This is a genomic window from Nocardioides sp. LS1 (genome assembly GCF_003865225.1).
GTDB lineage: Bacteria > Actinomycetota > Actinomycetes > Propionibacteriales > Nocardioidaceae > Nocardioides > Nocardioides ginsengisegetis.
Window position 1 is genome coordinate 1,776,576 of the sequence record NZ_BIFF01000002.1, and the last position, 13,405, is coordinate 1,789,980.

The 13,405-nt window shown below is 68.0% G+C and carries 13 protein-coding genes; 8 read left to right on the forward strand and 5 right to left on the reverse strand.

All coding sequences use genetic code 11. The annotated features are described in order from the left end of the window. Positions 1-189: 189 nt before the first annotated feature. Complete coding sequence (locus EJF31_RS13205) at positions 190-1,272, forward strand: polysaccharide pyruvyl transferase family protein (RefSeq protein WP_185736250.1); 1,083 nt, start codon at positions 190-192, stop codon at positions 1,270-1,272. Positions 1,273-1,442: 170 nt separating this feature from the next. Further along, positions 1,443-2,435, forward strand: coding sequence for a glycosyltransferase family 4 protein (locus tag EJF31_RS13210; protein ID WP_260430859.1), 993 nt, complete (start codon positions 1,443-1,445; stop codon positions 2,433-2,435). A gap of 219 nt (positions 2,436-2,654) precedes the next feature. Here the strand turns inward: EJF31_RS13210 and EJF31_RS13215 are convergent, their stop codons facing one another. Together EJF31_RS13215 and cysD are read right to left on the reverse strand one after the other, a co-directional pair. Then, complete coding sequence (locus tag EJF31_RS13215) at positions 2,655-3,932, reverse strand: sulfate adenylyltransferase subunit 1 (protein ID WP_260430822.1); 1,278 nt, start codon at positions 3,930-3,932, stop codon at positions 2,655-2,657. Continuing rightward, complete coding sequence (gene cysD, locus EJF31_RS13220; RefSeq protein ID WP_125037469.1) at positions 3,932-4,846, reverse strand: sulfate adenylyltransferase subunit CysD; 915 nt, start codon at positions 4,844-4,846, stop codon at positions 3,932-3,934. Before cysD ends, EJF31_RS13215 begins: the two co-directional genes overlap by 1 nt. Positions 4,847-5,010: 164 nt before the next feature. On the opposite strand from cysD, the gene EJF31_RS13225 reads away from it, so the two are divergent. Next, positions 5,011-6,324, forward strand: a complete 1,314-nt coding sequence (locus EJF31_RS13225; protein ID WP_125037470.1) for a UDP-glucose/GDP-mannose dehydrogenase family protein — start codon at positions 5,011-5,013, stop codon at positions 6,322-6,324. A 41-nt stretch (positions 6,325-6,365) separates the two neighbouring features. On the opposite strand, the gene EJF31_RS13230 is transcribed toward EJF31_RS13225, so the two are convergent. Both EJF31_RS13230 and cysC read right to left on the reverse strand, forming a co-directional pair. Next, positions 6,366-7,370 (reverse strand): sulfite exporter TauE/SafE family protein, encoded by a 1,005-nt coding sequence (locus EJF31_RS13230; protein ID WP_125037471.1) that lies wholly within the window; start codon positions 7,368-7,370, stop codon positions 6,366-6,368. 16 nt (positions 7,371-7,386) lie between these two features. Beyond that, on the reverse strand, positions 7,387-9,261 hold the full coding sequence (gene cysC / locus EJF31_RS13235) for an adenylyl-sulfate kinase (RefSeq protein WP_260430823.1): 1,875 nt from the start codon (positions 9,259-9,261) through the stop codon (positions 7,387-7,389). Positions 9,262-9,301: 40 nt separating this feature from the next. On the opposite strand from cysC, the gene EJF31_RS13240 reads away from it, so the two are divergent. The 4 genes from EJF31_RS13240 to EJF31_RS13255 all read left to right on the forward strand — a co-directional run bounded on the left by EJF31_RS13240 (position 9,302) and on the right by EJF31_RS13255 (position 11,702). Then, entirely contained in the window at positions 9,302-10,279 is a 978-nt protein-coding gene (locus tag EJF31_RS13240) for an asparaginase (RefSeq protein WP_125037473.1), read from the forward strand. Then, positions 10,279-10,518 carry a hypothetical protein gene (locus tag EJF31_RS13245; RefSeq protein WP_125037474.1) on the forward strand — a complete coding sequence of 80 codons (240 nt, stop codon included), beginning with the start codon at positions 10,279-10,281 and terminating at the stop codon, positions 10,516-10,518. Before EJF31_RS13240 ends, EJF31_RS13245 begins: the two co-directional genes overlap by 1 nt. Before the next feature lie 101 nt (positions 10,519-10,619). Next, positions 10,620-11,009, forward strand: a complete 390-nt coding sequence (locus EJF31_RS13250; protein WP_125037475.1) for a helix-turn-helix domain-containing protein — start codon at positions 10,620-10,622, stop codon at positions 11,007-11,009. Positions 11,010-11,051: 42 nt separating this feature from the next. Next, a complete protein-coding gene (locus EJF31_RS13255; protein ID WP_125037476.1) occupies positions 11,052-11,702 on the forward strand; it encodes a hypothetical protein in 651 nt (216 codons plus the stop codon). An 81-nt stretch (positions 11,703-11,783) separates the two neighbouring features. Here the strand turns inward: EJF31_RS13255 and EJF31_RS13260 are convergent, their stop codons facing one another. After that, a complete protein-coding gene (locus EJF31_RS13260) occupies positions 11,784-12,956 on the reverse strand; it encodes a DUF1972 domain-containing protein (protein ID WP_125037793.1) in 1,173 nt (390 codons plus the stop codon). A 145-nt stretch (positions 12,957-13,101) separates the two neighbouring features. Between EJF31_RS13260 and EJF31_RS13265 the strand changes: the two genes are divergently transcribed. Then, complete coding sequence (locus EJF31_RS13265) at positions 13,102-13,395, forward strand: DUF2516 family protein (RefSeq protein ID WP_185736252.1); 294 nt, start codon at positions 13,102-13,104, stop codon at positions 13,393-13,395. Positions 13,396-13,405 lie beyond the last annotated feature (10 nt).

Sequence of the window (13,405 nt, forward strand, 5' to 3'; positions counted from 1 at the left end):
GTGGAGCCAGTCAGCTCTAGCTTGGTGGCGAAGGCGAAGGGGTGGCTCTTCGCCCTCGAACACCGGCTCGCGCGCTCCTGGGTGTCCTTACGCTGCGAACTTCTCGTCGCTAGATGGGATTCGATCTTGGTCAGTCGCCCTGTACCAAGCCGCTCGGGTCCGCGACACCTCCTTGTGCCAACTGTGGGCATGGGCAACATTGGCGATCAGGCGATGCTCGAGGCTTGGTTGGATCATGTGGATGGGCCCGTGACCCTATTGCTGGCCCGGGTGGATAGCCATCGCATCCCAAGGCGGCACGCCCCGCGAATCGATGTCGTAGTGGCCCCAGGTCTCCTCGACGCACCCTGGTGGCGTCGCCGCGGGTTGAGAGCATCGTTGCGCAGCTTGCTGCCTGCCTCGAGAACGGTGTCGATCATTGGCGCCGACATTATGGACGGTGGGTATGACAAGTTGGAGGCCGTGCTCCGCTTCAACATGCTGACCGTAGCGAATGCGGCGGGGCTCTCCACTCGTGTCACAGGCTTCAGTTGGAATGGTCGCGCGTCGCCCGCGGTTGTCAGGGCCCTTCGACAGACTCAGCCAGGAACGGAACTGTGTGTACGTGACCCGCACTCGTACGAGCGATTAGTCTCATTACACTTGGAAAAGCTTGTGCAGGTCTCCGACATGGTGTTCTGCTTCAATCAGACTGAACCCTACGAACCCATAGTCGGCTGGTGTGATCGGATGGCGATCGCTGGCCGCCGAATTGTGATTGTTAATGCCAGTGGACTCTTGATGTCATCTACGGTGCTGCTGGATGAGTATCGATATTTTGTCGAGACGATGCTTGCGGACGGTTTTGCAGTGCTCGCGGTTCCGCATGTGATCCGCCCTGGCGATGATGACCTAGCGGCGTGTCGCTCGGTTGTTCGGGGACTCGAGGGCGACGACGCTGTCTTGCTCATTGGCGAGCTTCTCAGTCCGGCCCAGGTGGCCTGGGTGGCCTCTAAGGCCTTCGCGACACTCAGTGGGCGAATGCACCTAGCGATCTTCAGCCTCTTGGCTGCCCGGCCTGCTGCCGTGTTGTCGTCGCAGGGGAAGGTATCGGGCCTGATGGCGCTGACGGGTCTCGATGACTTCATCCTGTCCCCGGCGGTGGGGCTGGGACGCGAGGCGGTCGAGGCGATTCGACGTATTGCACGTGATCCGGCGATCGCCGGAGTCGTGCAAGAGCGGCTTGCCTCCCTCCGGGGGATGGCACTCGACAACTTCGTGGGACTGAGATGAAGATTCTAGTCGTCACGCCATATTCGCCTCGGGGTGTGCATGACCATGCGGCCGGGGATCTCGCCGCGCCCTTCTTGGGCCACTTGGCGGGCAAGGTCGAACTCCATGTCTACGCGGCGGATGATTCCCTTGGAGGTCCTTGGACAGCTCCAAGTGGTGCAACTCTGACCATGCACGGGGCCACTCCGCTTCGACGTGTCTCGCGATGGAGGCACCTATTGCCTTATCCCTCGGGACTTCGATTCGACTGGCAGAAGCAGCACACACGCGAAGTGCTCCAACTGATCGAACTTCTTGACCCGGATGTGTTGCACATTGAGTACCTGCAGCCCGCCGAGGTCGCGCTGCACGCTCAGTCCCTCCCTGTCACGGCGACTTTCCACGACGTCAGTCAGCGAATTGCGCTGGGGGCAGCCCGTAAGGCTTCTGGCTGGCGGGCCATCATCAGCTGGCGGGATTACCTCGCCACAAGGTTGCTGGAATGGCGACTGGTTCGTCGCGCCCAGCACATATTTGTGTTCTCCGAACGCGATCAACAGTTCTTAGCCTCGCGACGCGGGAATGCGTCGGTAGTTCGCATAGGCGTTGACACTCTGGCAAGCCCCTGGATTCCGGACGACTTTGCTACTTGCCTATTCGCTGGAGCCCTATGGCGAGCCCCCAATCAGCTTTCGGTTGAGTTCCTAGTGCGCGAGGTGATGCCCCACGTGTGGCGAAGGAATCCGGCAGTCAGGTTGCGGATCGTCGGTGCGCGACCGCCAGAATCGCTGCGGGTGCTCGCCGGCGATCCCCGAGTTGAACTCATATCTGACGTGCCCGACCTCGACATTGAGTTCGCGAGGGCGTCCCTGAACCTTGCGCCGAGTATGGTTCCTGCCGGGGTGCTCCTCAAGGCTCTGCGGGCCATGAGTGCAGGCGCACCAGTTGTTCTCAACGAGAATGCAGCCGCTCCGATCGCTGGGCTTGTTGACGGTCTGAATGCTGTCGTTGCGTCGACCGGTGAACAATTCGCGGAAGCGATTGTCATGTTGCTGGATGACCCCGACCGCCTAGCATTGCTTGGCGCCAACGGCCGCGAGTTAGTCGCGCGAAATTACTCGTGGGTCGCTTGTGTCGCGGATTACGTAACGCGATTCGATGAGCTTGCGCGGGTTCGCTCCTAAACGTGGGGATATTTGGTCCGACGAGTCAGGATCGCGGAGGCGGCAGTCGGCCCAAGGGCTGGGTCACGTCGTTGCCTGACAAGACTTCGGGCTGTCGCCAGGGGCAGCAGAGCGAGGACAACTGCCAACGGGGGGCGGGGACTTATTGGTCCCCGCCCCCCTGTGCCTTGCGCACCATCGAAACTGGGATGGTGCAGACTCCGGAGCCGCTCGAGTGGGTCAGCTGCCGCTGTTGATCATGCCGGCGCCGACGGTCACGCCGGTTGCCTCGTCGATCAGGATGAACGAGCCCGTGGTGCGGTTCTTCGAGTAGGGGTCGCACAGCAGCGGCACGGTGGTGCGCAGCTGGATGCGGCCGATCTCGTTGAGGCCGAGCTCCTTGGTCTCCTGGTCGCGGTGCAGCGTGTTGACGTCCAGGCGGTACTGGATGTCCTTGACCAGGGCGCGGGCCGTGCGCGTGGTGTGCTTGATGGCGAGCTTCTGGCGCGGACGCAGCGGCTCGTTGGTCATCCAGCAGATCATCGCGTCGATGTCCTGCGAGGGCTTCGGGGCGTTGTTGACGCGGGCGATCATGTCGCCGCGGGAGACGTCCACGTCGTCCTCGAGGCGGACCGTCACCGACATCGGCGGGAAGGCCTCGGAGAGCTCCTTGTCGTGCAGGTCGATGCCGGCGATCTTAGACGTCATGCCCGAGGGCAGGACGACGACCTCGTCGCCCGGCTTCAGGACGCCGCCGGCGACCATGCCGCCGTAGCCGCGGTAGTCGTGGTACTCGTCAGACTTGGGGCGCACGACGTACTGGACGGGGAAGCGGACGTCGACCAAGTCGCGGTCGGAGGCCACATGGACGTGCTCGAGGTGGTGCATGAGCGTGGGACCGGAGTACCACGACATGTTCTCGGAGCGGTTGACCACGTTGTCGCCCGCGAGCGCCGAGATCGGGATGACCTCGAGGTCGGGGATGTTGAGCTTGGTCGCGAACTGGGTGAACTCGGCGTGGATCTTCTCGTAGACCTCCTGCGAGAAGTCGACGAGGTCCATCTTGTTCACGGCCAGCACCAGGTGGGGCACCCGGAGCAGCGACAGCAGCACGGCGTGCCGGCGGGACTGCTCGGTGAGGCCCTGGCGGGCGTCGACGAGCACGAGGCCGAGGTCGGCCGTCGAGGCGCCGGTGACCATGTTGCGGGTGTACTGCACGTGGCCCGGGGTGTCGGCGATGATGAACTTGCGGTTGGGCGTCGCGAAGTAGCGGTAGGCCACGTCGATGGTGATGCCCTGCTCGCGCTCGGAGCGCAGCCCGTCGGTCAGCAGTGCGAGGTCGGTGTAGTCGAAGCCCTTGGACGCGCTGGTGGCCTCGACGGCCTCGAGCTGGTCCGCGAAGATCGACTTGGAGTCGAGCAGCAGGCGACCGATGAGGGTCGACTTGCCGTCGTCCACCGAGCCCGCGGTCGCGAATCGCAGCAGGTCCATGTTGCCGGTGATGATCTCGTCGGCCATCAGAAGTAGCCCTCCTTCTTGCGGTCTTCCATGGCGGCCTCGGAGAAGCGGTCGTCGCCCCGGGTGGCGCCGCGCTCGGTGAGCGTGGCCACGGCGATCTCCTCGATGATCTCGGGGACCGTGGAGGCGGTGGACTCCACGCAGCCGGTGAGCGAGATGTCGCCACAGGTGCGGAAGCGGACGGTGCGCTCCTCGACGACCTCGCCGCTGCGCAGCGGGTTGAGGGGCGTCTCGCTCATCAGCATGCCGTCGCGCTCGAAGACGCGGCGCTGGTGGGAGAAGTAGATGTTGGGGATTTCGATGCCTTCACGGCCGATGTAGTCCCAGATGTCCAGCTCGGTCCAGTTGGAGAGCGGGAAGATCCGCATGTGCTCGCCCTGGTGGATGCGGCCGTTGTAGAGGCTCCACAGCTCGGGGCGCTGCATCTTCGGGTCCCACTGGCCGAACTCGTCGCGGTGGGAGTAGACGCGCTCCTTGGCGCGGGCCTTCTCCTCGTCGCGGCGGCCACCGCCGAAGGCGGCGGTGAAGCCGTTCTCCTCGATGGCGTTGAGGAGGGTGCCGATCTGCATGCGGTTGCGACTGGTCTTGCCGTCGTCGACCACGATGCCGTTGGCGATCGCGTCGTCGATGCTGGCCACGACGAGCTTGACGCCGAGGCGGTTGACCCAGTTGTCGCGCGTCTCGAGGACCTCCGGGAAGTCCAGGCCGGTGTCGACCTGGAGGACCGGGAAGGGGATCTTCGCGGGGTAGAACGCCTTCTCGGCGAGGCGGAGCATCACGATGGAGTCCTTGCCGCCCGAGAACATCAGGACGGGCTTCTCGAACTCTGCGGCGACCTCACGGAAGATGTGGATCGACTCCGCCTCGAGCTGGTCGAGCTGACTCAGCTGGTAGTCGGCATGGGTTTGGGTCATGACTGACAGGGGACCTCTCGTCGGGACAGCAGGGCTCATCGTAGCCACCGCCTCGGCGCAGCGGCGAACCGTCCGGTTCGAGCCCGTGACGGTCACCACTGTGCCCCACGTAACGGCTCTGTGAACCCCGGAGCAATGCGGCGCGCGCCACATAGACTCCGGGCGTGCGCATCTCTGTCTTCGGCTGTGGCTACCTCGGTGCGGTTCACGCCGCCTGCATGACCCGACTGGGTCACGAGGTGGTGGGCATCGACGTCCTCCCCGAGCAGGTGGAGGCGCTTGAGCGCGGCGAGGCCCCCTTCTTCGAGCCCGGCCTGCCCGAGCTGTTGCTCGAGGGCAAGGCGTCAGGCCGGCTCACCTTCTCCACCGACCCGGCCGCGGCCGCGGAGGCGACGGTGCACTTCCTCTGCGTCGGCACCCCGCAGAAGCGGGGCGAGAACGCCGCGGACCTCACCTACGTGCGCGCGGCGCTCGAGGCACTGCTGCCGCTGCTCAAGGCCGGTGACGTGGTGGTCGGCAAGTCGACGGTGCCGGTCGGCACCGCCGAGGAGCTTGCCGAGCGGATCCGCGAGGTACAGCCGGAGGCCGAGCTGGTCTGGAACCCGGAGTTCCTCCGCGAGGGCTTCGCGGTCAAGGACACGCTGCACCCGGACCGCCTGGTCTACGGGTTCGCCGACTCGGCCGCCGCACGCGAGGCCGTCGCCAAGCTCGACGAGGTGTACGCCGTCGCGCTCGGCGAGGGCACGCCGAAGATCGAGGCCGACCTCGCGACCGCCCAGCTGGTCAAGGTGGCGGCCAACTCGTTCCTCGCCACCAAGATCTCCTTCATCAACGCGATGGCCGAGCTGTGCGAGGCCACCGGCGCCGACGTGACGCTGCTGGCCGACGCGATCGGCCACGACGCCCGCATCGGTCGGAAGTTCCTCAACGCCGGCGTCGGGTTCGGTGGCGGCTGCCTGCCCAAGGACATCCGGGCCTTCATGGCCCGGGCGGGCGAGCTGGGCGTCGACCAGGCGCTGACCTTCCTACGCGAGGTGGACTCGATCAACATGCGCCGCCGGGTCCGCATGGTCGACCTCGCCCGCGAGGTGTCGGGCGGCTCGATCGTCGGCCGCCAGGTGGCCGTGCTCGGCGCGGCCTTCAAGCCGGACAGCGACGACGTACGCGACTCGCCGGCGCTCAGCGTGGCCGCCCAGATGCAGCTGCAGGGCGCGCGGGTGACCGTCACCGACCCCAAGGCGATCGACAACGCGGCCAAGAAGTGGCCCGAGCTCAACTTCGCCGACACCGTCGAGGAGGCCGTGCGCGGCGCCGACGTGGTGCTGCTGCTCACCGAGTGGCCGGAGTACGTCGCCCTCGACCCGACCGAGCTGGCCACGCACGTGCGGGAGCGCCGGATCATCGACGGACGCAACTGCCTGGACCCCGTCGCGTGGCGGGCGGCCGGCTGGCACTACCGGGCGCTCGGCCGCCCCTGAGCTTCGGTGATTGAGGAGGGCGCTCCGCGCCCGTCTCGAAACTACTGCTGCTCGACCCGCCTGGCGCGACGGCGGAAGGTGTCGCCCTCGAGCTCGGCGACGGTCGGGGCGCCCATGAACGGCAGCCCCTGCTCCTTGCGCAGCACGCCCCAGATCAGGGGCACGACGACGACCATCACGATGCCGACGATGCCGACGAGGATGGGGTGCTCGGAGTCCTTGCCGAGCGGCGGCCAGCCGGCCTTGTCGAGGAGCGCGATGCCGGACATCGTCAGCACGATCACGATGCCGCGGCGGATGAACGACTGGGGCACCTTCGGCGCGATGCGGCTGCCGAGGATGGTGCCGGGGACGGAGCCGATCACGAGCGGGATCAGGATCGTCCAGTCGAGCCCGTTGATCACGATGTTGGAGATGGCGGCGGCCAGGACCAGCGGGACCGCCTGGACGAGGTCAGTGCCGACCAGCTTCACGGCGGACAAGCCGGGGTAGAGCATGAGCAGCGCGATCATGATGACCGAGCCCGAGCCGACGCTGGTGATGCCGACGAGCAGGCCGCCGAGGGCGCCGACCGCGAGGGTGGCGAGCGGCCGGATGTGCGGGTCGGGGTCCGCGTTGGCGCCACCACCGCGGACGCGGCGGAGGTTCAGGTAGAGGCGCAGGGCGTAGGTGGCGGCCGCGAGGAGCAGGGCGAAGCCGATGCACTCCTTGAGCAGGGTGTCGAGGGAGTCGGGCTCGGAGCCGGCCACCGCGTGGATCAGCCACGGGCCGAGCAGCGCCATCGGCACGGAGCCGATGATCAGCCACTTGGCCAGGGGTAGGTTCGGGGAACCCTCCTTGGCGTGGGTGATCGCGCCGCCGGACTTGTAGATCGCGGCCGCGGTGAGGTCAGCCGTGACGATGGTCGACGCGTCGCCGACGCCCAGGAAGATCAGCGCCGGAGTCATCAGCGCGCCACCGCCCATGCCGGTCAGGCCGACCACGATGCCGACGAAGAACCCGGCCGCCATGATCTGGAAGAAGGTGGTGGTGATGAGATCGCCCATGCCGATTGACCTTACTTTAGGGAAGTAGTGCAGTTACAGCGGCGCGCAACGTGGCTTCGATCTCCCTGGCTGCTAACTCGGCGGCCTCGGGGCCGCGTCGGTAGGGGTCGACGACGTCCAGCTTGGGGTCGGCCGTGCCGCGGCGGTCGCCGATGGCCGCGAGCAGGTTGCGGCCGTGGAGTTCCTGGTCGACTCCCCGGACCGCCTCGGCGAACTGGCCGAGGGTGAAGACCTTGCGGAACGCGCCGGGCTGGTCGTCGAGGATGAAGGTGCGGTGGGCCGCCTCGGCGGTGAGCACGAGGTCGGCCGACGCGACCATGTCGGCGGTCAGCGCGCGGCTCCGGAACGACTCCACACCGTCGACGCCGCGGGGCGCGAGCGTTGTCGACATGACCTCGTCCATCGGGTGGTCGATGAAGCCGTGAGTGCCGGCGCTGGCGAAGGTGATGTTCGCGTCCGGGCCGGCCAGGTGGCGGGCCGTCAGCTCCATGAAGGGCGAGCGGCAGATGTTGGCGGTGCAGACGAAGAGGACGTTGAGGGTCTCGGCAGGCTCGACCACCGGAGCAGGAGCCTCGACCACCGGAACAGGAGTCTCGACCACCGAAGGGGCCACCGAGGTGGGGGCGGACGTGCGGAGGTCGAGGTAGCCGGCCTCGGCGAGGGCATCGACGACGTCCTCGAGCGCCTCGTCGATCGTGCGGCCGGTCGTGTCGACGCGGACGTCGGCGTCCTCGGGCTCCTCGTAGGGGGAGGAGATGCCGGTGAACTCGGGGATCTCGCCGCGGCGGGCCTTGGCGTAGAGGCCCTTGCGGTCGCGGCGCTCACACTCCTCCAGCGGCGTGGCCACGTGGACCAGGAAGAACGCGCCCCCGGCCTCGTCGACCATCGCGCGCACCTGCTGGCGGGTCTCGTCGAACGGCGCGATCGGGCTGACCACCGCGACCCCGCCGTGACGGGAGATCTCGGCGGCCACCCAGCCGATCCGGCGGATGTTGGTCTCGCGGTCGGCCTTGGAGAACGTCAGGCCCGCCGAGAGGTGATGGCGTACGACGTCGCCGTCGAGGGTCGTGACCGTGCGGGTGCCCTGCTCGAGGAGGCGGTCCATCAGGGCGCGGGCCAGGGTGGACTTGCCGCTGCCGGACAGGCCGGTGAAGAAGAGGACCAGGCCCTGCTCGTCCGGCGCCGGCTGGTCGACGTCGATGATCGCCTGGATCGACGGGTGGTAGGTCTCGGCAAGCTCGACCACCGAATCAGGCAGCCCCTCGACCACCGAAGCGGGCGACCCCTCGACCACCGAATCGGGCGACCCTTCGACCACCGAATCGGGCAGGGCGAGGACGGGGTCGCCAGCGGCGTAGTTGGTGACGACCTGGACGCCGAGGTCGTGGTCGACCGACGGATCGCCGTGGGAGGCGAGGGGAACGGCCACGACGGCGGCGTCGGGGAGCAGGTCGGCGGCCGCGAGCGTGGCGCGGATGAGGGCGACGGGGGAGAGGGCCGGGGTGCCGGCGCCCACGAGGGCCAGCAGGACCAGCGGACCGGCCGCACGCAGGGCGTCGAGCTGGGCATCGTCCAGCGCGTCGGTGACGGGCACGAACGTGCGACCGGCGTACTGCTCGCGCGCCGCCGCGGGGGAGAGGTAGAGCCGGCGGAACGGGCCGTACTGCGCGTGGGTGAGCGGGGTGATCGCCCCGTCGGCGGCGACGACGGCGAGCGGGAGGCCCTCCGGGTCGACCAGCTCGACCTCGCCCGGCTCGGGCAGGGTCAGGGTGACCGGGCTGCCCGGCTCGTTGAAGGACCGGATCGGAGCCAGGGCGCCTGTGACGAGGAGCTCGAGGTCGTCCAGCTCCCGGGGCGTGGGGCAGTGCTGCGGCGCGGGGGTTGTCGACACGGGGGTCATCCTGCCATTGCGCGCTGACTACGCTGCGGGCATGTCTTCCCCCGTGGTCGTGGCCGAGATCGTGCGCTCCGGATTCGTCGAGGGGCACCACTACGGATCCGTGGTGGCGCTCGCCCCGGACGGGTCGGTCGACTGGTCGGTGGGGCAGGTGGAGGCCCCGATCCTGCCGCGCTCGAGCAACAAGCCGATCCAGGCGCTCGCGATGGTGCGACTGGGCCTCGACCTCGATCCCGAGCTGCTGGCGCTCGCCTGCGCGTCCCACTCGGGCGAGCAGTTCCACGTCGACGGCGTCCGCAAGATCCTCGCCGGGGCCGGTCTGGACGAGTCGGACCTGCAGACGCCCCCGGACTACCCGCTCGACGACGACGCCAAGGAGATCGTGATCCGGGCCAACGGCACCCGGTCGCCGATCCTGATGAACTGCTCCGGCAAGCACGCCGCGATGCTCGCCACCTGCGTCCTCAACGGCTGGCCCACCAAGAACTACCGCGACGTCGACCACCCGCTGCAGGCGGCGATCGCCGAGACCTTCGCCGAGATGACCGGCGAGCCCGTGGAGACGACTGCCATCGACGGGTGTGGCGCTCCGCTGCTGTCCGCCTCGCTGGTCGGCCTGGCACGGGCGTTCAGGCGCCTGGCCCTCGGGACGGACGGTCTCGACAAGCTCGACCACCGATCGACCCGGGTGGCCGACGCGATCCGGCAGCACCCGGCGTACGTGTCCGGGACGCACCGCGACGAGCGCGTCCTGCTCGCCGCCATCCCCGGTGCCATCGGCAAGGCCGGCGCGGAGTCGGTCTATGCCGTGGCGCTGCCCGACGGCCGCGCCTTCGCGCTCAAGACCGACGACGGCGCCCCGCGGGTGCGGCCGGTGCTGATGGCCGAGGCGTTGCGCCGCAGCGGCGTGCTGGAGGCCGAGGGCGTTGACGCCGACGCCGTGCGGGACACCGGCCGGCTGCCCCTGCTCGGTGGCGGCGTGCCCGTGGGCGAGATCCGGGCCTCCTACTAGTGCTCGCCGGCCTCGTGCTCGTCGCCCTGGTGGTGAGCGCTGCGGTCGCTCTGCCCCTGAAGAGGACCGGCGCGCTGCTGCTGGCCGCTGTCTCGGTGCTGTGGTTCCTCGTGAACTCCCCGATGGAGGGTGACGTCCTCGTGGTCGTGATGCCCGGACATGGGCTCACGGCCGGCGACCTCGCGGGCGTTGCGGGGCTGTTGGTGGCGGTCGCGGGCTGGTTGCTAGCAGACGGCTGACTAGCGAACGGCCAACAAAATAAGGGCTCTTTGGTGCGCTCGTGACATGTCTCTCGCCGCCCGTGCTTGCATTTGCTAACTCCAGTTAGCACTATGGAGTCATGGCCAAGGGCAAGGTAGGCAAGACCGTCGAGTCACTCGGCGACTATCTGAAGGAACAGCGGATCGCAGCGCGGCTGTCCCTCCGCCAGCTCGCCGAGCAGGCAGGCGTGTCCAACCCCTACCTCAGTCAGATCGAACGCGGTCTGAGGAGGCCCTCGGCCGAGGTGCTGCAGCAGATCGCCCGGGCGCTGCGGATCTCCGCGGAGCAGCTCTACATCCGCGCCGGGATCATCAGCCCCGAGGACGGCGTCGGGGGGTCGGTCGAGCTGGCCGTCCTCAACGACACCGGCCTCACCGAGCGACAGAAGCAGTCACTGCTGGACGTCTACGCGTCGTTCCTGGCCCTCAACGCCGGACGCCCCGAGGACTCCGCCCAGCCCGAGAGCTGAATCCACCCGCACGACCCACCGCACCAGAGCAAGGAGCCCGACATGGCCAAGACCAAGTTCGACATCAAGTCCCTCGAGATCCCCGCAGTTGCCGCGCGCCCGCTGTACGTCGGCGTCGGCGTCACCGACCTCGCCGTCGAGGTCGTGCGTGAGTACGTCACCGACGTGCAGAAGAAGTTCACCGGCGTCCAGAAGGACGTCTCGACCCGCGTCGCCGACGTGCAGAAGACCGTCACCGACTTCAAGCCTGAGACCTTCCGCACCCAGGCCGTCACCGTGGTCAACGCCCGCGTCGAGGCCATCTCGGCCGACGCCAAGGCCCGCCGCGCCGCGATCGAGGCCCGCGTGGCCGAGCTCCAGGCCGACGCGAAGGAGCTCCCCGCCAAGGTCACCGACGTCTACACCGATCTCGCCAAGCGCGGCGAGACGCTGGTGACGCGCATCCGCAAGCAGGAGTCGACCAAGGCGACCACGACCGCCGCCAAGACGACGACCGCCAAGGCGAAGACGACCAAGACGCAGGCCGCCAAGACCACCAAGACGGCCGCGAAGAAGACCACGACCGCTGCGAAGAAGACGGCCAAGACGTCGTCTGCGCCGAGCAGCGCCAAGGCCACCACCACGGCCGCCAAGAAGACCGCTACCGCCGCGGCCGAGGCGACCACGGACGCCGCCGCGAAGGTTGGCGACTGAAGAGATGACGAAGGACAGCTGACGCTGTTCTGACTGCGTGAGGCCCCCGGGACGTATGAGGTCCCGGGGGCTTCTGCGTCGTCAGACGGTCTGGAGTGCGGCGGCCCGCCCTGCGGGAAGCTGCGTGCTGAGGGCCTCCGCGTAGCGGTCACACACCAGCTGCCAGGAGTAGAACTCGCCGGCGCGCTCACGGACCATGTCGCTCAGGGCGCGGTCGTCGCCCAGGGTCTCCTTGAAGGCAGCGAGGATGGACTCGCGGGAGCCGTCGCAGTAGTGACCCACCTCGCCGAGGACCTCTCGGTTGTAGACCGTGTCCCGGGCGACCACCTTGGCGCCGAGCGACATGGCCTGCACCAAGGCGGGGTTGGTCCCGCCCACGGTGTGCCCGTGGAAGTAGACGGCCGCGTGCTTCCAGAGGCCGAAGAGTCGCCGGTCGTCGCTGACGTGGCCGAGGTGGTGGATCCGGGGGTTCGCGGCGACCAGCGCCTGGGTCGCCTCGAACAGCGGATCGCCCGGGGGCGCCGAGCCGACGAGGACGACGTCGAGGTCCATCGTCTCCACGATGTGCGGGGCTGCGTCGAGGAACTCGCCGATGCTGTTCTCGGGCACGAAGCGGGCGACCAGCAGCGCGAAGGCGTCGGGCTCCAGATCCTCGTCGAGCGTGGTGTCGTCGACCCAGTCCCCGCCGTAGGGGATGAACACCCCGTCGCGCCCGAACTCTCGACGCCAGTAGTCGCCGATGGCCTCGGCGTCGAACACCAGCTCATCGGCGAAGCGCGCCGTGAAGCGCGCTCCCCACCGGAACACCGCCTTGCCCAGGGGGCTCCACTTGTCGCGCTCCCACTCGATGCCGTCGACGTTGACCAGGGTGCGGACGCCACGCCACTTGAGCAGGGGCAGCCAGAAGCCATTGGCCACGTTCATCACCAGGGCCACGTCGGGCTTGGCAAACAGGGCGTGCAGCACGGACGTCAGGCCGAAGGTCGGCGTGCTCAGGGCCTTGGACTGGACGCCGCGCGTCACCACCCGTTCCACCCGCGGATCTGCCTCGATGGACCTGGTGGGAGAGGCGCCCTCGGGACGACCGTAGACGCGGACAAGCCAGCCACGGTCGGCCAGGGCCGGCGCGAGGCGCCGAACCGCTGTCTCGAAGCCTCCGTAGAAGCTGGGGTAGCCCCGAGTCCCGATGATCGCGACGACAGGGGCCTTGCCGATGCGGGCTCGGCTCGGCCTGGGGCTGACTCGGTCGCGCATGCTCACGGCGCGATGCTAGGTCACAAGTGCTACGAGGCCGTTTCGGCGGAGGTGGCTTTCGAGACGCGCGGTGGCGCTCGCTCCTCAACCACCGAAGAGCTGGCTCGCTCCTCAACCACCGGACGCGGCACGTAGGCTGTGGGGCGTGTTCACCGTGTTCGCCGTCGAGGGCTACTTCTCGCTCATCGTGGAAGTCATCCTGCTCGGCGTGAAGATCTTCGCGATCGTGGCCTGCCTGACCTACTCCGCCGAGGCCTACACGGCTGCCGGCAAGCTCACCAAGCCCGCGTGGGCGATCATCCTGGGCCTGGGGCTCGTGGTGCAGATCGTGATGGTGGGTGCGGGGCCCATCAACATCATCAACCTCGCCTTCACCATCGCGGCGTTCGTGTTCCTCGCCGATGTGCGCCCTGCCCTTGCCGGGTTGCGCCGGCGTTAAATCTGCGTTC